The organism is Dermatophilus sp. B7861-1 (assembly GCF_058996045.1).
On record NZ_CM180082.1, the window covers coordinates 2,486,334 to 2,505,726 of the forward strand.

The 19,393-nt window shown below is 59.6% G+C and carries 15 protein-coding genes, 1 tRNA gene and 1 riboswitch; of the genes, 9 read left to right on the forward strand and 7 right to left on the reverse strand.

What is annotated here, in order from left to right:
• Window positions 1–228: 228 nt before the first annotated feature.
• A tRNA-Gly gene (locus tag AC2T9U_RS11000) sits at window positions 229–299 on the forward strand.
• A gap of 57 nt (window positions 300–356) precedes the next feature.
• Here AC2T9U_RS11000 and AC2T9U_RS11005 read toward each other — a convergent pair.
• Window positions 357–5,297, reverse strand: a complete 4,941-nt coding sequence (locus AC2T9U_RS11005) for an NAD-glutamate dehydrogenase (protein ID WP_493696112.1) — start codon at window positions 5,295–5,297, stop codon at window positions 357–359.
• Window positions 5,298–5,452: 155 nt separating this feature from the next.
• Window positions 5,453–6,241 (reverse strand): IclR family transcriptional regulator, encoded by a 789-nt coding sequence (locus AC2T9U_RS11010; RefSeq protein WP_258553282.1) that lies wholly within the window; start codon window positions 6,239–6,241, stop codon window positions 5,453–5,455.
• Between the two features lie 169 nt (window positions 6,242–6,410).
• On the opposite strand from AC2T9U_RS11010, the gene AC2T9U_RS11015 reads away from it, so the two are divergent.
• Both AC2T9U_RS11015 and AC2T9U_RS11020 read left to right on the forward strand, forming a co-directional pair.
• A complete protein-coding gene (locus AC2T9U_RS11015; RefSeq protein WP_493696113.1) occupies window positions 6,411–7,871 on the forward strand; it encodes an amino acid permease in 1,461 nt (486 codons plus the stop codon).
• 284 nt (window positions 7,872–8,155) lie between these two features.
• The gene (locus tag AC2T9U_RS11020) at window positions 8,156–8,437 is read left to right on the forward strand and encodes a DUF1540 domain-containing protein (RefSeq protein ID WP_493696114.1); all 282 of its coding nucleotides are present in this window, start codon (window positions 8,156–8,158) and stop codon (window positions 8,435–8,437) included.
• A 94-nt stretch (window positions 8,438–8,531) separates the two neighbouring features.
• Here AC2T9U_RS11020 and AC2T9U_RS11025 read toward each other — a convergent pair whose 3' ends face one another.
• Both AC2T9U_RS11025 and thiE read right to left on the reverse strand, forming a co-directional pair.
• Window positions 8,532–9,371: a hypothetical protein gene (locus tag AC2T9U_RS11025; protein WP_115032182.1), complete on the reverse strand. Its 840-nt coding sequence runs from the start codon at window positions 9,369–9,371 to the stop codon at window positions 8,532–8,534.
• A gap of 158 nt (window positions 9,372–9,529) precedes the next feature.
• Entirely contained in the window at window positions 9,530–10,207 is a 678-nt protein-coding gene (thiE, locus tag AC2T9U_RS11030) for a thiamine phosphate synthase (protein ID WP_115032913.1), read from the reverse strand.
• Between the two features lie 15 nt (window positions 10,208–10,222).
• A riboswitch (TPP riboswitch) is annotated at window positions 10,223–10,340 on the forward strand.
• Between thiE and thiO the strand changes: the two genes are divergently transcribed.
• The 5 genes from thiO to AC2T9U_RS11055 all read left to right on the forward strand — a co-directional run bounded on the left by thiO (window position 10,331) and on the right by AC2T9U_RS11055 (window position 14,258).
• Window positions 10,331–11,479, forward strand: a complete 1,149-nt coding sequence (gene thiO, locus AC2T9U_RS11035; protein ID WP_493696115.1) for a glycine oxidase ThiO — start codon at window positions 10,331–10,333, stop codon at window positions 11,477–11,479. (Overlaps the previous riboswitch by 10 nt.)
• A gap of 22 nt (window positions 11,480–11,501) precedes the next feature.
• Complete coding sequence (gene thiS, locus AC2T9U_RS11040; protein ID WP_208304261.1) at window positions 11,502–11,744, forward strand: sulfur carrier protein ThiS; 243 nt, start codon at window positions 11,502–11,504, stop codon at window positions 11,742–11,744.
• A gap of 4 nt (window positions 11,745–11,748) precedes the next feature.
• Complete coding sequence (locus AC2T9U_RS11045; RefSeq protein WP_115032177.1) at window positions 11,749–12,528, forward strand: thiazole synthase; 780 nt, start codon at window positions 11,749–11,751, stop codon at window positions 12,526–12,528.
• Window positions 12,525–13,685 carry a molybdopterin-synthase adenylyltransferase MoeB gene (moeB, locus tag AC2T9U_RS11050; RefSeq protein ID WP_493696116.1) on the forward strand — a complete coding sequence of 387 codons (1,161 nt, stop codon included), beginning with the start codon at window positions 12,525–12,527 and terminating at the stop codon, window positions 13,683–13,685. Before AC2T9U_RS11045 ends, moeB begins: the two co-directional genes overlap by 4 nt.
• A gap of 78 nt (window positions 13,686–13,763) precedes the next feature.
• Complete coding sequence (locus AC2T9U_RS11055; protein WP_493696117.1) at window positions 13,764–14,258, forward strand: hypothetical protein; 495 nt, start codon at window positions 13,764–13,766, stop codon at window positions 14,256–14,258.
• 23 nt (window positions 14,259–14,281) lie between these two features.
• On the opposite strand, the gene AC2T9U_RS11060 is transcribed toward AC2T9U_RS11055, so the two are convergent.
• A complete protein-coding gene (locus tag AC2T9U_RS11060; protein WP_493696118.1) occupies window positions 14,282–16,315 on the reverse strand; it encodes a bifunctional copper resistance protein CopD/cytochrome c oxidase assembly protein in 2,034 nt (677 codons plus the stop codon).
• Between the two features lie 78 nt (window positions 16,316–16,393).
• On the opposite strand from AC2T9U_RS11060, the gene AC2T9U_RS11065 reads away from it, so the two are divergent.
• A complete protein-coding gene (locus AC2T9U_RS11065; RefSeq protein WP_493696119.1) occupies window positions 16,394–16,858 on the forward strand; it encodes a phage holin family protein in 465 nt (154 codons plus the stop codon).
• Between the two features lie 58 nt (window positions 16,859–16,916).
• Here the strand turns inward: AC2T9U_RS11065 and hisC are convergent, their stop codons facing one another.
• Complete coding sequence (gene hisC / locus AC2T9U_RS11070; RefSeq protein ID WP_115032911.1) at window positions 16,917–18,050, reverse strand: histidinol-phosphate transaminase; 1,134 nt, start codon at window positions 18,048–18,050, stop codon at window positions 16,917–16,919.
• A gap of 54 nt (window positions 18,051–18,104) precedes the next feature.
• Window positions 18,105–19,376 carry a lysozyme family protein gene (locus tag AC2T9U_RS11075; protein ID WP_493696120.1) on the reverse strand — a complete coding sequence of 424 codons (1,272 nt, stop codon included), beginning with the start codon at window positions 19,374–19,376 and terminating at the stop codon, window positions 18,105–18,107.
• Window positions 19,377–19,393: the final 17 nt, after the last annotated feature.

The following is a 19,393-nucleotide window of genomic DNA, read 5'->3' on the forward strand; positions in this document are numbered from 1 at the left end:
TCCTCTACTACCTCATGGCGTGGCGCTGATGCGCGGATGAGTGAGGTGACAAAGTATCGCCGCCTTTTTCTGGCGTGGATGTACCACCAGTGAGCTAGCTGTAGACTGGCGCCTAGCTTTAAACGGTGTGGAGCACTCAGCGATCGCCACATCTGTGCTGAAGAAAAACCTTCGAGACCAAGACAATCCACTAGATAGACTGGTAAAGTTTTGGAATCGAACAGGCATGCGAGTGTAGTTCAATGGTAGAACATCAGCTTCCCAAGCTGAATACGCGGGTTCGATTCCCGTCACTCGCTCGATTAAAAGGAGATCCGCACCAGTGGTGCGGATCTCCTTTTACATTTGCAGAGCTTTCACCGCGCAGATGTAGTGCGAATCACCCCACGCAGACTTCTGACAGCCACCGAAACAGGTGCAAGACCAGCCTCGGGCATCGTGTCAATAGCATCCATGATCCCATCTAGACGAGAAAGAACATCAGCGTGGACCTGAGCCCAAGTACGCACACGTTCATGAGCATCAGCTGCACCACCCTCGCTAGCTTCAGACTCCAGAACAACTGTGGTGATGCTGCGAAGCACGTCATAAAGATCATCGCGCAGAGCTTGGCGGGCCAGGGAGTCCCACCTGTTATCACGATCGAGGGCTCCTACCCGAACAAGCAGTTCACCAACACGGATCTGGCCAAGCGCCGCGTAGTAGATCGAGGCCACCTCAGCTGGATCAACACCTGTATTCACAGCAATCTCGGCAATATCGAGCAACGAGAAAACAAAGATCAAGGCTGAAGCATCACGGGCAAGATCCTCAGGAAGACCACTATCGATGCGGGCGTAGACGTCTTCGCGGAACTCATCGATTTGAGGCCCAGTAAGAAGATCCGGTACCCGATCACGCAGTGACTCCACGACGGGGGCAAATGCCTCGATCTCGTCACCGATGTTCAAATGCGGCGGCCGGTTAGTGACAATCCACCGAACCGCTCGATCAATGAGACGCCGGAACTCTAGGTGAAGTGTGGTCTGAGCAGTGGAAGCAAGCTCATTGTCTAGCGCCTGGACACGTTCAGCGAAAGCACGCTGCCCAAAAACTTCAGAGGCGATCACATAGGCCGCGCCGATACGTTCAACTGTCGCGTCAGTTTCTTCCTGGCACCGGTGCACGAACGTAACGCCACCGCGGTTAACCAGGCCATTAACAAGAACATTGATGATGATGTCGCGGCGAAGCGGATGCTCAGAAAAACGATCTCCGTATCGTTCTCGTAGTGCTTTAGGGAAGTACTTCTCTACATAGCGATCAAGCCACGGGTCATCCGGCAAACGGGAGTTGCCGAGCGCGTTCTTGAGGGAGATTTTGGCGTACCCGACAAGGACACTCATCTCAGGTGAAGTAAGGTCCTCACCACGGCTGAGCCGAGCAGCGAATTCTTCGTGCGATGGAAGGAATTCGAGGTTACGGTCAAGTTGTCCGGTTTTCTCCAAAGCGTCCATGAGACGAGCGTGTGCTCCTGCCATAGCCGGAGCCTGCATACGCGCGTTGCCTAAGAGAACATTTTGTTCGTAGTTATCGTGCAAGACGGCTGCGGCGACTTCCTCAGTCATGGACTCAAGGAGTTCGTTGCGCTGTTTTCGGGTGAGATCTCCGGTGCGTTCGATATCACCCAGCAGAATCTTGATGTTGACCTCGTGGTCAGATGTGTTGACACCAGCAGCGTTGTCGATAGCGTCGGTGTTGAGAAGAACACCGTTGCGGGCTGCTTCGATGCGGCCAAGCTGGCTCAAGCCGAGGTTTCCACCTTCTCCGACAACACGTGCTCGTAGTTCGTTGCCATTAATACGAACTGCATCGTTAGCGCGATCACCGATTTCGGCGTTGGTTTGGGTAGTGGCTTTGACGTAGGTACCGATACCGCCGTTCCACAGGAGGTCAACGGGTGCGCGCAAGATAGCCGCGACGAGCTCGGAGGGCGTCAGTGAGCTCGTGTTTTCCAGTCCGAGAGTTGCGGCTGCTTGTTCACTAATGTCGATGTGCTTAGCGGTACGAGGGTAGATCCCCCCTCCCTCAGAGAGCAGGCTGCGATCGAAGTCATCCCAGGAAGAGCGAGAGAGATCAAAGATGCGCCGCCGTTCAGCGTATGTGGCCGCTGCATCGGGAGTGGGGTCCAAGAAAATGTGGCGGTGGTCGAATGCAGCGACGAGGTGGATGTGTTCAGACAGCAGCATGCCGTTACCGAAGACGTCACCGCTCATGTCACCGATACCAACAACAGTGAAATCTTGGGTTTGAACGTTAATGCCTAGTTCACGGAAGTGACGTTGCACAGAGACCCAGGCGCCGCGTGCGGTGATGCCCATTCCTTTGTGGTCGTATCCAGCTGACCCACCAGAAGCGAAGGCGTCTTGAAGCCAGAATCCATAGTCAACGGCGATGTCGTTGGCGATATCAGAAAAGCGGGCTGTGCCTTTATCCGCTGCGACAACGAGGTAGGGGTCTTCTTCGTCATAGCGGAGCACACCTGCAGGAGTGTGAATTCCCTCGTCAGTGCGGTTGTCTGTGACATCTAGAAGGGAGGAAACGAAGAGCTTGTAAGCAGCGATTCCTTCATTCATCCAGGCATCACGGTCTGTCGCAGCTGGTAAGCGCTTAGCGTAGAAACCGCCTTTGGAGCCGGTGGGGACGATGAGGGCATTTTTGACCATTTGGGCTTTGACCAAGCCCAGAATTTCGGTGCGGAAATCTTCTCGGCGGTCTGACCAGCGCAGCCCACCGCGGGCAACGGGACCAAAGCGCAAGTGAGTTCCTTCAACGCGAGGACTGTAGACCCAGATTTCTACGGCAGGAATGGGTTCAGGAATGCCGAGAATGCCTGCCGGGTGAAGTTTGAAGGCGAGGGTGTCGACGCGGCGGTGAGCATATCGGTTGGTGCGGACGGTGGATGCAACGACGGAGTGCAGGCGACGCCAGATGGTGTCTTCATCAAGGGAGGTTACGTGAGCGATGTTGTCAATGAGTTCGCTCTCGATAGCGGCAACGGCGTCGATACGCCCCGGGTTGTCGGTGCCGCCTGGGAAGGCCTCTGGGTCGAAACGGGCCTCGAAGTAGCGCAACAAAGTGGCAGCGAGCTCGGGGTTGTCGAGGACAACTTGTTCGACGTATTGGCGACTGAAGGTCGATCCAGCTTGGGCGATGTAGGAGGTGATGGCACGCAGCACGGCGATCTCGTCGCCAGTTAGGCCTGCTCGTAGGACGAGGGCGTTGAGTGCGTCTGATTCGGCTCGGCCTGCCCACACATCAGCGACGAGGTCTTCGAAGGCCAGGGTGGAGGTTTCACGGCTGGCGGTGACGCGTCCGGTGCCACGGCGCCAGATGACGTTGTCGGGAATAGATAGGCCGATGTCGTAAACGTAGAAAGAGGTTCCATCGGCGCGGTGAAGGCGGTAGGGACGTTCGTCGGTGACGCGTACGCCGGTGTCACGGAGGATAGGAACAAGGTCGGATAGAGAGACTTCTTGACGAGCGTAGATTTTCATGCGGCGCTGGTTATTAGGTGCGCCGGGGGTTTGGTGGACAACGGGGCGGATAGAACGTTCGGGTTCGTGTTCGAAGGCTTCGAGGGCCACGACATCAGCCACAGCGACGCGGGGAGCCACATCGGCTTTGTAGACCTGATCGAACCCTCGCCCGTAGCGGGCGATGATGGCGGCAGCGGGTCCTTCGCCGAAGCGGGCGGTGGCGGCTTCGGCGAAGCCTTCGTCCCAGTTTCGAGTGGCTTCAACGATGCGGGCTTCGAGTTCGTTGAGGTCGATTTGGCGCGCATCGGATGCGTCGACGCCGTGGACGATGGCGTAAATCTGTGCAAGGGAGGCGTCGCTGACTCGGGTTCGGTATTCGATTTCGTCGCCATTGAAGGCGGACATGAGGATGTCTTGGATGCGGATGCGTACGTCTGTGTTGTAGCGGTCGCGGGGTAGGTAGATGAGGGCGGTGACATAGCGGCCGAAGGGGTCATGGCGCAGGAAGAGTCGGGTTCGTCGTCGTTCTCTCAGGTGGACGACGGCGGTGGCGACTGCGGTGATGTGTTCGACAGTGTCGTGGAAGAGGTCGTCGCGGGGGTAGGACTCTAGGACCGCGAGGAGATCCTTGCTGAGGTGGCTGTCAGGGACGTAGCCGGCTTCGTGGATGACAGCTTGGACTTTGTCGCGGACGTAAGGCAGGGAGGTGACGGACCAGACGTAGGCGGGGGCGGTGAATAGGCCGATGATGCGACGTTCGCCGGTGACGTTTCCGGCAGTGTCAAATTGTTTGATGCCGATGTATTCGAGGCGCACGCGCCGGTGGACGGTGGAGGTGGCATTGGCTTTTGTGAAGACGTAGGCGACGGGTTTGAGTGCAAGTTGTGCAGCAACGCCAGTAAGGCTCTTGGCGTGGTCGATGGTGGTTTCGGGTGAGCGTCGGGGCGAGAGGATGCCTAGACCGCTTTCGGGTATGCGACGTAGTTCGACGGTGTCGCGACCGTGGCCGTCTTGCTTCCGTTCGACGGTGTAGTCGGCGGCGCCGATGAAAATGAATTGCCCTCCGGCGACCCAGTCCAGGAGAGATCGGGCGCGGTGGACGGTGTCGGGGTCAACGTTGGGAATGTTTTCGGTGAGGTTGTCGCGGATTTCTATGGCGCGGGCTTGGAGAGCATCGAAGTCGTCGACGGCGGCGTGGACGTCGCGGACGACGTTGAGGAGTTCAGCGGCGAGATTTTCTTCGGTTGCGTGGTCGTTGAGCCGGTCGATTTCAATATGGATCCAAGATTCGCGCAGGGCGTCGGTAGGGGTGGGGTCTGTTTGTGCCCCAGAGGCAACATCGACGACGTCGGTGAGGGTGCCCTCGTCGTCGCGGCGTACGTAGATCTGGGGGTGAGCAATGAAGTGGACGCGGGTTTTGGTGTGTTCGAGGTGTTCCAGTAGGGAGTCAACGAGAAAGGAGGCGTCGTCGGTGGCGACGTGGACGACGGTGTGGCCGCTTGCCCAACCGTCACGTTCAACGGTGGGGGTGAAGACGCGGACGCGTTCGCGGGTGGTGGTAGTGAGTTGATGGGCGGTGGCGAGCATGGATGCTGCGGCGCCGGCGAGTTCTTCGGGGGTATGGGTGAGGAGTTCCTCGGTAGCGACGTGGTGGTAGAAGCGTTCGAGGTAGGTGGTCATGGTCTCAACGCCGCTGCGGTCTCCTACGTGTGCTGCGGCTGCGATGGTGGCGGCGGCTGCTTCGAGGTGACTTGCGCGCAGAGCCTGGTCTTTGCCCATGACGTCCCTTTCGTGGTGTATACACGCTGTGGTCGCGGGCTACCCGGCATTCAGTCTCCCGACGTTGGCAGACCGCGGCTGACCGTATCCCACCATTGGTTGGGACACTGATGGTGGATCAACACTGTTTTGCTGTCTCGTATTTCAGACTTGCCTTAAGCACTGGGGTGGGCCCTGGGTGAGTTTTCTGCGCAGAGAGTGTTTTCAAGTTTGTTCGCGACGGCACGTAGGGCATTAATGAGAACGGGCTCGCGCTCTGTAGGAAGGCGTTCATCTTCGACAGTGAAAGCCAGTGCTGCGCAAGGCCATCCAAGGTGGTCATGTATGGCAACCGCGACGCTACTCATGCCAGCGGTGATTTCACCTCGTTCAACGGCCCAGCCGCGGGCGCGGACCTTTTGGAGGGTGGTACGCAGACGCCCTGGAGACCAACTGGTTTTGTCAGCGCTGCTATGCGGAAAGGCTGCGGCATCGGGATAGAGAGCGCGGATTTGTTTGGCAGGTAGTGCAGCAAGGATTGCCCGGCCGCTGGCGGTCAGGTGCGCGGGTAGGCGTACACCTGTTTCTGAGACGAGCATGGGACGTCGGGGGGCACGTACTTCGGATACGTAGACAACGTTTTGGCCTAGAAGGACCGATAAGTGAGCGCTTTCTCCTATGCGTTCAACGAGGGCATCGAGAGCCGGGGTGGCGATACGGGCGATGGGTACTTGCCGGGAGTAGGCGGTTCCAAGTTCAGCTGCAGCTGGTCCTATTCCGTAGAGATGTTCGGTTTCGAGGTGGACAACGAAACCGGTTTCGATGAGTGCGGCAAGCAGGTGGTAGACACTGGATCGAGGCAAAGAAAGTGCTGTTGCGATTGACGCAGCTGAAACAGGTCCCCGCCTCGTCCCTAAATAGCGCAGAATCCTAAGAGCACTCATCGCGGCGGGAACTTGAGCCACACGAACTCCCTACGTTGTTTTCATGTTGCCGACCGTGTTCTGGTGCGACATCATCCGCACGATAACGAGTTCACGGCACAGAATTGGTCGATCTCAGTGTGTATTTGCTGGGAGCGGTAGAAATTGTCGAACGATCGCATCGTGTCAATTCATTGGAGAGGGGGCCCACATGTCCAAACCGAACAACCCCAACGGTGGACAAACACACGCCACGACCACAGCCACGACGGTGCATGAGCATGGCGAACTTACGCGCGGCCTCACCCTGCGACACATCACTTTCATCGCGCTCGGTTCGGCTATCGGAACAGGCCTGTTTTACGGTTCAGCCGCGGCTATTCAGGCTGCTGGCCCTGCGGTAATTTTGGCGTATCTCGCCTCAGGCGCTGCCGTGTATATGGTGATGCGTGCTTTGGGTGAGATGGCTGTCCGGCACCCTGTCTCGGGATCTTTTGGGCAGTACGCAGCTCGCTACATGGGGCCGTTTGCTGGGTTTTTAACCGGGTGGACGTATGCCTTCGAGATGCTTGTCGTTGCGGTCGCAGATGTGACTGCTTTTTCTGTTTATATGGCTTTTTGGTGGCCGCAGACGCCTCGCTGGATTTGGGTCACAGCTGTGATCTGTTTTATCGGAGCTGTGAACACTCGGCACGTCAAAGTTTTTGGTGAGCTCGAGTTTTGGTTGACGATCGTGAAGGTCAGTGCGATTGTCGCGATGATTATTGGTGGATCATTCCTCATGTTTAAAGGAATCACCTTCGAACCCGGCGTAGCCGTGGGACCGCACAATCTTTTTGACCACGGCGGCTTCAGCCCTACAGGAATGGCTGGGATTATCGCATCTTTGTCGATTGTGGTTTTCGCCTTCGGCGGAGTAGAGAATGTTGGCATCACTGCAGGTGAAGCATCTGATCCTAAGCGAGCAATTCCGCGGGCAGTGGGCTCTGTTCCGGTACGTATTTTGATTTTTTACGTACTCACCATGGTTGTCATCATGTCACTAGTTCCATGGAATCGAATTACGGGTGACTCGAGTCCATTTGTGCAGATTTTCTCTACGCTTGGAGTCCCCGCTGCGCCTTCGATTCTTAACGTGATCATTATTACGGCTGCAGTTTCTGCAATTAATTCAGATACTTTCGGTGCTGGCCGCATGCTATACGGATTGGCTAAGCAGGGACAGGCACCGAAAGTGTTTGCTCAAGTATCAAAGAATGGTGTCCCATGGATGACCGTAGTGGTCATGTGTGCAGCATTAGCGGTAGCAGCTGTACTTAATGCGGTTATTCCCGAGAACGTATTCAAAATAATCGCCTCGATTGCAACGTTCGCGACGGTGCTTGTGTGGCTGATGATCTTGTTGTCTAACTTGGCAATGCGCCGGGAGATCAAGCAGCGGGGTTTACAGGAGTCCGAGTATCCGGTGCCATTCCACCCTGTCGGAACATGGGCAACATTCGCGTTTCTTGTGTTCGTAGTGGGCGTGATTGGTTGGTTCCCTGATACGCGGGTGGCTTTGTGGGTGGGGTTGATCTGGGTTGCCCTACTCACGATCGCGTATTTCACCTTGGTTCCCCAGCATGGTCGCCAGCAGCCTTCGCTTGAGGACGAGACCCCAAGGGAATCCTGATCTGCCTGTAAGTGCTACGTGGGGCGGTGTTGTCGCGGGTATTGTGGCAACACCGCCCCACGTCTATACATCGATGGATGCATCTGTGATCTAGCTCACTTTACGGAAAATTAGCCACCCCACTGCCCGAATATGCACCCAGCTCAGAGACTTACGAACCCCATCACACCGCCCGCCAGCAGCATTGAGGGCAGCCTCACCTCACTATCGCTGCGAAAACGGTTCCCTAACCTGAAAACAACAGACCTGCGGACAGCACAATCCTTTCTCAGAAAGTAGGCACCATGTCCACGCTTCCAATCATTTCCTCCTGCACCACCACTTCTTGCTCCTTCAACGACTCCGGCTGTACCGCTGGCGCAATCACCGTTGGTGGCACAAACGGCACCGCCTCCTGCGGCACTTTCATTGCCCTCGACGCCCGTGGCGGACTCACTGACGCCAACGGCCGCGTCGGGGCATGCCAGCGTCTGGAATGCACCCACAACACTGACCTGATGTGCACCGCCGAAGCCATCAGCGTCGGCGGTGACACCGCGACCTGCGAGCACTACAGCAACGCCTGAGCCCTCACAGCCGAAATTACTGGCGTCATAAAAACAGGTGCCTAAAAGCGTGTGGCCCCCACCAGCGTGGGAGGCCACACACTTTTGATCTCAATCACATGCGCGGATGGACGCGATGAGATCGAGTTTGAGAAACCGCTGCTGCCAACGTGGATTGGACATCATCAACCGTGGCAGCAGTGGGAAGTTCGACGTGAACGATCCGGCTCATTCCCCCAAGCGGACCAATGTGCATGAGCGTAATGCCGGTGGAATCAACATCTACGCAATAGACGCGATCCTGGGTGTGCTCACAGCCCCCATGAGATGGGCGTTCATCAAGCACATCACCATCAGCAAGACCTTCCACCACAGCAGTAATGACGGCTCGAAGTTCATGGTTAGGGAACGATAAAACAGCATCGTGAGCCTCGAGGCTGCCCATCACCCCCGATCCGCACAATGGTGAAACCGGGTAGTTTTTCATCGCGATGGCCGAGACCGGCGCCACTCCCGCGCTGTCATGAACTAGCACCCGATTGATGTTCACGACTGCGAGCGCGCCGCCGGCCTCGATTACCGCGGCCACGTCTTCCGGAATCCCAGGACTATTGGCCCACCCGTCGCGTTCATCCTCGGGGATCCACTGCAACACCCCCAGGTAGTGCAGTGTTGCCGCGAGGATTCGTACGCGCGGGTCAGGGGATTCGAGTCTGATGTCGACTCGGACCTCCTCGAGCACGTCTGTCGATGGGGCACCCATGCCGGAATGACGCGAGAAGGCGAGCAGGATCCGGCCCTTTGAATCCAAACCATGCGCTGCGACCTCGAGGCAGGACTCGGGGTCGATCCGATAGCGCATCAGCGTTGCCGCACCCTCGCCACCCACGAGACGTCGTGCCAGGGACGTTGCTCGCGCGTTGGAGCAGATGCTCGGTGTTGGGTTGACGGCCATGTATCGCCTCCTCATTAAGGTAAGCCTAACTTTAGTTGCGAGTCGGTCAGTTGACCACCCCTATCGGACGATCTTCTTAATCTTTGGCAAATTCATTGCGTCACAACGCAAATAACTGCTAGAAGTCCGCCGCAATAACCAGCCGCCACCACCCACACTCACCCCCCAGGCAAACACGCACGCAACGCCCGCGCAGCACCCTCAGGGTCATCAGCCTGCGTCAACGCCCGAACCACCACCACCCGCTCAGCACCAGCATCCACAACCCGCCCCACCGACGAGACATCAACACCCCCAATCGCAAACCACGGCTTACCCACCCCCGCCCGCGCAGCCTCAGCCACCAAACCCAACCCCACCGCAGCACGACCCGGCTTCGTCGGCGTCGCCCACACCGGCCCCACACAGAAATAATCCACCTCCGGCGCCGCCATCGCCGCAACAAACTGCTCCCGCGAATGCGTCGACACCCCCACCAAAGCCCCCGGACACACCGACTTCACATGCACCGGCGACAAATCCTCCTGCCCCACATGCACCACATCCACCCCAGCCACCAACCCCACATCAGCACGATCATTCGCCGCACACAACGCCCCCGCCGCACGCGCCTCCTGACGCACGATCCGCAACGCCTCCACCTCATCAGCCGTCGAAATCGACCGATCCCGCACCTGAACAACATCCACCCCACCGGCAAAAACCCGCCGCACAAAATCCCGCAACTCCCCCGCCGAATCTCGCGCATCCGTACACAAATACAACCGCGCCCGCCCGAGCCGACGAACAACATCCACACCCGAATTCTCCAACCCGACACCCTCACAAGAAGCCATGCAGGTACGGTAAACCGCAGCATCCGCGGGAGCCCCACAAACGGGCTGAGAGGGTGGCACGCAACCAAAGCGCCCACCGACCGCTCGAACCTGTCCGGTTAACACCGGCGAAGGGAGGAAGCTGTGCGCATCGCCATCATCGGCGCCGGCATCATCGGACTATCCATCGCATGGCACCTGCACGAAGCAGGCACACACGTCGAACTCATCGACCCAACCCCAGCCAACGGCGCCACCCACGCAGCCGCCGGCATGCTCGCAGCCACCAGCGAAACTACCTACAACGAACACCACCTCACCCCCCTCATGCTCGCCTCCGCCGCCCTCTACCCCCACTTCATCCACCGCCTCACCACCACCACAAACCTACCCACCGGACACCAAAACACCCCCACCCTCCACATCGGCACCGACACAGCCGACCGAGAAACCCTCCATAACCTCGCCACCTACGCACACAGCCTCGGCCTCACCCTCACCCCCCTCACCACCCGCCAAGCCCGCAAACTCGAACCCCTCCTCACCCCCACCATCTCCAGCGCCCTGCACGCCCCCCACGACCACCAAGTCGACCCCCGCCTCCTCGCCCACGCACTCCTAACCGCCCTGACCAACGCAAACATCCCCATCCACCCCACCCCAGCAACCGGCATCACCCACACCGACAACAGCGACCCCACCAGCCCCGTCACCGGCATCACCCTCACCAACGGCCACACCATCCCCACCGACCACGCCATCATCGCCAACGCCACCAACGCCACCAACCTGAGCGGCCTACCCCTGAACCTCACCAGCCTCATCCGCAACGCCTACGGCGAAGTCATCCGCCTCACACCCCCACCCAACCTCCGCCACAACCTCACCCACATCATCCGCGGACATGTCAACGGCAACCCCATATACATCGTCCCCCGCACCAACGGAAACCTCATCCTCGGCGCCACCACCCGAGAAAACGAAACCCCCCACGTCCAAGCCGGCGGCATCCACACACTCCTACGAGACGGCATCCACCTCCTCCCCTGCATCGAAGAATTCACCATCACCGAAACCATCGCCAGACCCCGCCCCGTCACCAAAGACAACGCCCCACTCCTAGGCCCCATCAGCACCACCATCACCCTAGCCACCGGACTAGGCCGTAACGGCATCCTCCTAGCCCCCGCCATCGGCGCCGCCATCACCGCCACCATCACCACACCACCAACCACCCACCCACTACCCGACATCACCGCCTTCACACCCCACCGCTTCACCACCAACCCCTAACCACCCACCACCAAAGGACCCCATGAACACCACCATCACCATCAACGGCGAACCTCACACCCTGCCCACCAAAACCACCCTGCGCGACATCATCACCCACATCACCGGCCACACCATCACCCCCGAAGGCCGCACACCCACCGGCACCAGCCTCGGCATCGCCATAGCCCTCAACAACGAAATCATCCCCCGCAACAACTGGGCCACCACCATCCCCGGCCCCAACGCCCGCATCGAAATCGTCACCGCCGTCCAAGGAGGGTAAAACCATGACCCCCACCATCCCCCCACTGACCATCGACAACACCCCCCTGGCCTCCCGACTCATCACCGGAACCGGAGGCGCACCCAACCTCGACATCCTCCGCGAAGCGCTCATCGCCTCTCACACCAACCTCACCACCGTCGCCATCCGCCGCTACACACCCACCCAAACCGGATCCCTCTTCGACCTCCTACGCTCCCTCAACATCCGCATCCTGCCCAACACCGCCGGATGCCGCACCGCACATGAAGCACTCCTGACCGCAGAACTCGCCCGCGAAGCACTCGAAACCGACTGGATCAAACTCGAAATCATCGCCGACGACCAAACCCTCCTCCCCGACCCCATCGAACTCATCGACGCCACAGAACAACTCGTCAACCGCGGCTTCAAAGTCTTCGCCTACACCAACGACGACCCCATCACCGCCCAACGCCTCGCCGACCTCGGCTGCACCGCCGTCATGCCCCTAGGCGCCCCCATCGGAACCGGCCTGGGAATCCTCAACCCCCACAACATCGAACTCATCACCCACCGCCTACACGTGCCCGTCATCCTCGACGCCGGAATCGGAACCGCCTCCGACGCCACCCGCGCCATGGAACTAGGCTGCGATGCCGTCCTTCTTGCCACCGCAGTCACCCGCGCCCAACACCCCACCCACATGGCCAGCGCCTTCGCCCACGCCGTCGAAGCTGGCTACCTCGCCCGCCACGCCGGACGCATCCCCCAACGCATCCACGCCCACGCGTCCTCACCCACCACAGGCATGGTTACACCATGAACACCTACCCGCCACTAGTCGACCCCGCCCCCGAACTCACCACCCACCAAGCCCAACGCTACGCACGCCACGCCATCCTCCCCGAACTCGGCACCCTCGGCCAACGACGACTACTCAACGCAAAAGTCCTCGTCATCGGCGCCGGCGGCCTAGGATCACCCATCCTCCTCTACCTCGCCGCCGCTGGCATCGGACACCTAGGCATCATCGACGACGACACCGTCGACCTATCCAACCTCCAACGACAAATCATCCACACCACCAACAACATCGGCACCACCAAAGTCGACTCCGCCCGCACCGCCATCACCAACATCAACCCCACCATCAACATCACCACCTACAACCAACGACTCACCCCCGAAAACGCCCTCGACATCCTCACCGGCTGGGACATCATCGTCGACGGAACCGACAACTTCGCCACCCGCTACCTCATCGCAGACGCCACCGAAATCCTCAACACCCCCTGCGTATGGGGCGCCATTCTGCGATTCGACGGCCAACTATCCACCTTCTGGCCCGGTAAAGGCCCCGTCTACCGCGACCTCTTCCCCGACCCCCCCGACCCCAACAGCATCCCCTCCTGCGCCCAAGCCGGAGTACTCGGAGCCCTCTGCGCCTCCATCGGATCAGCCATGGCCATGGAAGTCATCCGACTCATCACCGGAATCGGCACCCCACTCATCGGCCGCCTCATGATCCACAACGCCCTCACCGGAACTTGGAAAGAACTGACCATCCACCCCGACCCCAACCGCACCACCACAACCACACTCACCACCTACCCCACCACCTGCACCCAACCCCCACAACCACTCATCTCCGAACACACCATCACCCCCACCGAACTACACACCCTCCTACGCGACCGCACCAACGGCACTATCGAATTCACCCTCATCGACGTCCGCGAACCAACCGAACACGAACTCGTCACCATCGACGGCGCCACCCTCATCCCCAAAAACGACATCATCACCAACCCCACCACCGTCCCAACCCACCAACCCGCCATCCTCTTCTGCAAATCCGGCACCCGCTCCAGCGAAACACTCACCACCCTCCTCAACACCGGCCGCGACGACGTTTGGCACCTCCAAGGAGGCATCCTCGCCTGGATCGAACACATCGAACCCCACAAACCCCGCTACTAACCGGGAACACCACCCCCACCTCAACCGGTCCTACACACGACCAACCTTTCAACCACATCCCGAGCGGAGACACACCACGTGGGGACCACACCGCGCACCACCACCGGCATACCCGACCTCGCCCGCGCCATCCTCACCCTCACCGGAGCATGGCTCCTAGCCATCGGAACCGCCCTGCTCGCCAGCCCCAACCCAAGCTTCATCACCACCAACCTCATGACCAGCCTGCTATTAAGCACCTGGCCCGTATCCCCCATCATCACCGGACCAGTCCTAATCGCGTGGTGGTTCCGCTCACGCAAACACCCCCACTGGTGGCGCGCCAGCCGACGACAATTCGCCACCACCAACGCCGCCGTCCTACTCGCCTGCGCCCTGGCCGTCGGCATCCTCGAAACCATCCCTCTGCTAGCCACCACTAGCAACAGTTCCCCCTTCCAACCACTAATTGGTATGTGCCTATGGCTGCTATGGTCTGGGCAAATCTTTTGGACTCCCCTGCTAGGAGCCCTCATCGGCCCCCAGAAAACACAACAACCACACACCGACACCACCGACAACAGCACCCCATAAACAAGGAACCCCTCACACCTGCCTCACCCCTGACCACCACGGCCACGCAACGCCGCAAGCTTTTCGTTATAGGCACGCAACTCCGCATCGCCATCCCGATCCGCTTGACGATCCTTACGGCGCGCCTCCCCCTCATCAGCTCGCATCCACACCACTGCCACCGCCAACGCCAAAATCAGCATCGGAATCTCACCAATAGCCCAGGTGATCCCACCACCTACACGCTGATCGGCAATCAGGTCAGTCACATACGGCACCTTTAATGCCCGGAAAGTATCCCCGGCAATCACATTCGCCGCCGTCATAATTGCCACCCCAAAAAATGCGTGAAACGCCATCGTGGCAAACAACAACACCAAACGAAGACTCGGAGCCCACCGATTCGGGCCCGGATCAATACCAATCAACGACCAAGCAAACACATACCCAGCGGCCATGAAGTGCACAACCATGGCGATATGCCCCACGTGAGTGGTCAACGCCAACTCATACAAGTCGGTGAAATAGAACACATAGATCGAACCAACAAAGTTCACCGCACCCACAATCGGGTTGGTCCAAAATCCCATCCAGCGCGAATGCGCCGTCGACAACAAAAACTCGCGGGGCCCAAGCGTTTTATCCCGCCGCGCTTTCAATGCCCGAGACGCCAACGTCAACGGCGCACCCAGCACTAAGAACAACGGAATCCCCATCGTCAAAGTCATGTGCTGCAGCATGTGCGCAGAAAACATAATCCGCCCGTATATGGCCGGTGCACCACTGGTCACCCAGAAGAAAAACAACCATCCAAGGGTCCACCAGATCGTGCGACCAACTGGCCACCGATCCCCCCGACGGTGCAACCGCGCTACAGCGGCGTAATACAACCCCACGGCGAGAACAACCACCGTAAGGAAAAGCCAATCAATCCGGATAGCGGTAAACCATGTCGATCCGGTAAGGGGCGAGGCAGGAAGTGGATACCCAGTAATGGAAACAGCTGGGTCAGGAGATTCTGCTTGAGCAACAGGAGGAGCTGTACGGCTAAGCGCCGACCCCAAACCCATCGCAACTGACATGAGCACAATTTCGGTCATGGCCAAACGCACGAAGGCTTTTGCTGAAGAGTCACCGTCATGAACTTCAGCGATGATGCGCTTGCGCATCATCCAGCCAGCAATGCCAAGCACCACCACCAAAACCAACTTGGCCAGGAGAATAAGCCCATACTGACTGCTCAGGTCACCGATTCCGTTCAGCCGCAAAGATGCCGCCAAAATTCCCGAGACGAGCACACCAAAATAAGCCCAACCCGCCAAAGCGGAATAGCGGCGTACCGACGTGCCGAAATCACGGTTGAGCAGTGGCCGCAGTATGCCTAGAGCCACCAGACCGCCGAACCATACAGAGGCACCAATGATGTGAACTGCTAGAGAGTTAACGGCCGTGTCATGAGCAGCGGCGCCTGCGGCGTGCCCGGCCAAAGAAAGAATAGCCAGGGCAATAACCCCTAGGGCAGCTGCCCAGGTAATGGAGTTCACGGTGCGTGCGCATGTGGCTAGGGCGGTCGCGCCGATGGCGAATCCCCAGGAGAACAAGTAGACGCGGAAAAGGTCGATCTCCCACAGGAAGGGCAGCTGTCCAGCAAAAAGAGGAGAGGAGAGCTGAACACCAGAAACGTTAGAGAGCAGAAGAAGCATATGAATGCCGCCAGAAAGGGTCCACACGATGCCAGTAGTGACAGCGATACGGCAGGCGGTGCGACGGCGTTGGGTAGTGGCCCGTTCTGGGATGATGGTTCCAGCCATCAGGAGTAGGCCAATGGTGATAGCAGCGCTGATGTCGTGAATGGTTTTGGCGATCGGTACGCCCCACACAGCAGTGGGTCCACCGTCGGCGAAGCCGGGGACACCGGCGAGGGCTCCGCCGAGCCATCCGGCGAGGATGGTGGCCAACACGGCGACAGGCCAGGTGATCAGGCTGGCGGTGGTGATAGTGGCAAAGGGAGTGCCTGGGTGGTGTTGCGCCCCGGGGCGGGTGGTGGCTTTGTCTTTGCTGTGGGGCGGGATAGGCATGTTCCCACCCTAAGTCTGAGCAGGCCGCAGGTCTGTTGTTCGTCTTGACGGCGTGGGTGGCTGAGCCGATAGGGGCGTATGTCTGTGTCCCGTCTGCGTCTTGCTCGCAGGTCTTTGGGTGCTCGTGTGTCTCGAGCATTGCCGGTGGTGATGTTGTTCGTGGTGTCGTTATTGACGGCGCTGTTGTGGATGCGCGCGGTGGTGGTGTCGTGGTCGGCGGTGTCGTGGCTGTCGGCCAATGATGTTGTGACAGCACGGTCAGTGGGGTGTGTGGATGGGGTGTGTCGGGCGCAGTGGCCTGGTGGTCAGATACGGGTGATTCACGATCCGGGTTTGTTTGCTCCGCAGCAGGGGAATGAGTTGTCGGTGGTGGAGCGTGGCGGGGTGTTGCATGTGGCCGGGTGGAGTGCCGTGTCAGATGCGGTGTTGTTGGTGTTTTTGGCGGTGTGTTTCACCGGGTTCATGGTCAGTTGGATGCGGCGGGTATTGGAGTCGGCGCCGATCGTGGATGAGGACGTTGTGGGTGAGGTTGGTGAGGCGTAGCGGTACCTGGTTCAAGGTGGGTGGCCTCGGCCACGAACCGAGGCTACCCACCTGAGTTTTAGTTGGTGCGGGTGATGGGTGTGCTTGCGTCGGTGGGTAGCAGACCTTGGTCGGCGAATTGTCGGGCGACGGTGAGGAATGTGTCGTTGGCTTGGGGGATATCGATGGAGACGCGCACGCCTTCACCGGCGAAGGGTCGGACGGTGAGATGGGCTGCTTCGCAGGCGGCGACGAATGCTTCGGTGGCGTTGCCGAGGGGAAGCCAGACGAAGTTGGCTTCGGAGTGGGGGAATTTCCAGCCCATGTCAATCAGGGCTGCTTCTACGCGTTCGCGTTCGGCGACGATGGTATCGACACGTTCGGTGAGTTCTTCGTCGGCGGCTAGAGAGGCGACTGCAGCGTCGTGGGCGATATCGGTGACGACGAATGGCAGGCGCGTTTTGGTGAGAGTGTCTGCGGATGCGGGTGAGACGACTGCGTAGCCGATACGTAGGCCAGCAAGTCCGTAGGCCTTGCTGAAGGTACGCAGGATGATGACGTTGGGGTATTTGCGTAGGAGGGCGCTGCTGTCGATGGCGGCGGGGTCTCGGTTGAATTCGATATAGGCCTCGTCGATGGCGACGAGCACATCGGAGGGGACGCGTTCGAGGAAGTCGATGGCTTCGCGGTGAGTGATGATGGGGCCGGTGGGGTTGTTGGGGGTGCAGAGCAGGATCAGGCTGGTTTCGGGGGTGATGGCAGCGGCCATGGCTTCTAGGTCGTGGCGTCCGTCAGCTAGGAGGGGTATTTGGACGGAGCGTCCTCCGGCGAGGGCGATGAGGATGGGGTACATCTCGAAGGAGCGCCAGGCGTAGATGACTTCTTTTCCGGTTTCTACGGTGGCGGTGACGAGTTGTTGGAGTACTCCAGAGCTGCCGGCACCGGGAATGATGTGGTCGGGGCTGACGTCCCAGCGGGTGGCTAGGGCGGTGCGTAGGTCGTGCATGTCCATGCCGGGGTATCGGTTGAGGTGTGCCACGGCGTGGTTAATGACGTTGATGACAGATGGCAGCGGGGGGTAAGGGTTTTCGTTGCTGCTCATTTTGAATGCGTCGACACCATCTGCCTGCTGAGGGGGGCGGCCGGGTTTGTAGGAAACGACTCCCTCGAGGGCGGGTCGGGTGCGCAGGCGGTGGTTGGTGGCGTCGGTCATGCGGTCAACTGTACGAGTGGTTGACCGCATGACCGGAGTGAGTTTTCGGTTTTTTTAAATCTGTCCGCTCAGATTCCCTGGAGATTGCGAGTTTGCTGGTACTACAGGGGTTTTGGAGCGGGGCGGGGAGGCTTCCGGCGGGTTGTAAGGCGGGTCGTCTTCCGCCGGCGGCGGGGGTGGCGGTGGCGGAACATTGTCCCGTGGCGGCGGGGGCGTCCAGCGGTCGTCGGGAGTTTTGTCGCGTGGCGGCCTGGGGGTCTGGGGCGAGGAAGGTGGTTTGGGCCGTGAACCTTCAGGGCGCGGCGGAGTGGGGCGACGAGTGGGGCGTCCGGGTACCGGCGGCTCGTTCGGGGCGATGATGTCGGGACGTTTTCCTTTGGGTTTATTCGTTTCTTTACCCGAGGAGGTGTTGTCGTTGTCGCTGGGGCGAGGGCTGGTGCTCACGTTGGGTGCCCGGGTGCCGGTGGAGGGCACGGAGGTGGCTGGGTCGGGGTGCAGGGTGTTCTTGTAGTGGTTTCCCCAGGAGAGGATGGCTCCTACGGTGGCTGGGTCGTTGGTGTAGTGGTAGAGGCCGCGGGCGAGTCCTTCAGCGTTGTTGAGGTCGTCTCCGCCTCGACAAATCGCGGCGGCGGCGGTGAATGCAGCGTCGTCGATGTTGTCGGGGTTGGCGGTGCCGTCGGCGTTGCCATCGTGGGCGTCGAGGTACCAGCTGCCTGGTAGGAATTGCAGTGGCCCCATGGGTCGGTCGTAGTTGCCGTCTCCGTCGAGTTTTCCGGAATCGGTGTCAAGAACCAGGGCGGTGCCGATGCTGCGGCCATCCAGGCGTACGCCACGGATTTGGGCGACGGTGGTGCCTGCGGCGTCGTAGGTGGTTCCTGCGCCGTGGTCACTGGCGATTTTTCCGATGCCTGCGAGCATCCACCAGGCGGCGTGGCAGCGGGGGAATTCGGTGTTTGCTGCTGCTTCTGCGCGGCGGTAGGCGGCCAAGGCTCGGGGTGGGATGGGGCCAGAGTTGTTGGCGTTTTGTGGTGCGGTGATATTTCCGGCTAGTGCGCCTTGGGCGTCTTTGAGGGTTTGTTTGACTTTGCTGTCGGTGATGGACAGAGGATGGCCATATGAAGATAGAGCGACGTAGTGGGGGGTGCTACTGGCGCGGGGCATGGATCGGGGGGTTTCGGTTCGATCCGCGAATGCGGCGGCGACCAGGCCTCCTGTCACGACAACTGCGATAGCGCTGGCCCCGATCGCGAGGGCTTTGCGTCGACCCCCGCGCCTGTTGGAGGTGTCGCTCTCCCCTAGCCTGGTGACTTCGTCAGACTCTTGCATTTCTTCTCCTGGCTCGA

Excerpts from the sequence above, each read along its gene's own strand:
- AC2T9U_RS11025 (WP_115032182.1), bottom strand. The coding sequence starts at position 9,371 with ATGGCCGTCAACCCAACACCGAGCATCTGCTCCAACGCGCGAGCAACG.
- AC2T9U_RS11060 (WP_493696118.1), bottom strand. The coding sequence starts at position 16,315 with ATGCCTATCCCGCCCCACAGCAAAGACAAAGCCACCACCCGCCCCGGG.
- moeB (WP_493696116.1), top strand. The coding sequence starts at position 12,525 with ATGAACACCTACCCGCCACTAGTCGACCCCGCCCCCGAACTCACCACC.
- AC2T9U_RS11045 (WP_115032177.1), top strand. The coding sequence starts at position 11,749 with ATGACCCCCACCATCCCCCCACTGACCATCGACAACACCCCCCTGGCC.
- AC2T9U_RS11075 (WP_493696120.1), bottom strand. The coding sequence starts at position 19,376 with ATGCAAGAGTCTGACGAAGTCACCAGGCTAGGGGAGAGCGACACCTCC.
- AC2T9U_RS11005 (WP_493696112.1), bottom strand. The coding sequence starts at position 5,297 with ATGGGCAAAGACCAGGCTCTGCGCGCAAGTCACCTCGAAGCAGCCGCC.
- hisC (WP_115032911.1), bottom strand. The coding sequence starts at position 18,050 with ATGACCGACGCCACCAACCACCGCCTGCGCACCCGACCCGCCCTCGAG.
- AC2T9U_RS11020 (WP_493696114.1), top strand. The coding sequence starts at position 8,156 with ATGTCCACGCTTCCAATCATTTCCTCCTGCACCACCACTTCTTGCTCC.
- thiE (WP_115032913.1), bottom strand. The coding sequence starts at position 10,207 with ATGGCTTCTTGTGAGGGTGTCGGGTTGGAGAATTCGGGTGTGGATGTT.
- AC2T9U_RS11065 (WP_493696119.1), top strand. The coding sequence starts at position 16,394 with ATGTCTGTGTCCCGTCTGCGTCTTGCTCGCAGGTCTTTGGGTGCTCGT.
- thiS (WP_208304261.1), top strand. The coding sequence starts at position 11,502 with ATGAACACCACCATCACCATCAACGGCGAACCTCACACCCTGCCCACC.
- AC2T9U_RS11015 (WP_493696113.1), top strand. The coding sequence starts at position 6,411 with ATGTCCAAACCGAACAACCCCAACGGTGGACAAACACACGCCACGACC.